The 431-nt window shown below is 53.4% G+C and carries 1 rRNA gene; it reads right to left on the bottom strand.

Annotated features, from left to right (window positions below):
• Positions 1-431, bottom strand: a 23S ribosomal RNA gene (locus C9J29_RS24030); the annotation flags it as partial.

Genomic DNA, 431 nt, shown 5'->3' with positions numbered 1-431 from the left:
GTAATCGTAACTCGCCGGTTCATTCTACAAAAGGCACGCCATCACCCATGAACGGGCTCTGACTACTTGTAGGCACACGGTTTCAGGATCTGTTTCACTCCCCTTCCGGGGTGCTTTTCACCTTTCCCTCACGGTACTGGTTCACTATCGGTCACTAGGGAGTATTTAGCCTTGGGAGATGGTCCTCCCTGCTTCCGACCGGATTTCTCGTGTCCGGCCGTACTCAGGATCCACTCAGGAGGGAACGAAGTTTCAACTACAGGGCTTTTACCTTCTACGGCTGACCTTTCCAGGTCGCTTCATCTACCCCGTTCCTTTGTAACTCCATGTTGAGTGTCCTACAACCCCAAGAGGCAAGCCTCTTGGTTTGGGCTATGTCCCGTTTCGCTCGCCGCTACTCAGGGAATCGCGTTTGCTTTCTCTTCCTCCGG

The organism is Lysinibacillus fusiformis, assembly GCF_003049525.1.
GTDB lineage: Bacteria > Bacillota > Bacilli > Bacillales_A > Planococcaceae > Lysinibacillus > Lysinibacillus fusiformis.
The sequence above is the reverse complement of the archived record's forward strand: the minus strand, read 5'-3'. Positions and strand labels throughout refer to the sequence as shown.